Source organism: Shewanella sp. 10N.286.51.B2 (genome assembly GCF_041469265.1).
Taxonomy (GTDB): Bacteria; Pseudomonadota; Gammaproteobacteria; order Enterobacterales; family Shewanellaceae; genus Shewanella.
Window position 1 is genome coordinate 1 of the sequence record NZ_JBFRKH010000003.1, and the last position, 331, is coordinate 331.

1 protein-coding gene is annotated in these 331 nt (G+C 41.7%); it reads right to left on the bottom strand.

Going from position 1 to position 331, the window contains the following annotated elements; translation table 11 throughout:
• On the bottom strand, positions 1-331 hold a 331-nt coding region (locus AB4140_RS00645; RefSeq protein WP_371999355.1), incomplete at both ends, for an IS3 family transposase.

Consider the following 331-nt stretch of genomic DNA (forward strand, 5'->3'; position numbering starts at 1 on the left):
GTACACGTATTACCCGTTGAGCAGGTAAGCTTGAGTCCACTTCTATCGCTAAAGCTTCACGATGATAGTCATCAATCACATTAAAAGTTCTGAACGACTTTCCTGAAAACAAGTTGTCACTCATAAAATCCATTGACCAGCAATCATTTGCCTTTACTGGAACGGCTAGTGGCTCTGGTTCACGTGACGGTAAGCGTTTTTTGCCTTTTCGTCGTAAGTTAAGCTTCAAACCACAATAAACGCGATACACACGTTTATGATTCCATTGATGCCCTAGGAGTCGTAGTCGTTTAAATATCTTCCTAAAACCATAAGCCCTATGCTTCTCTGC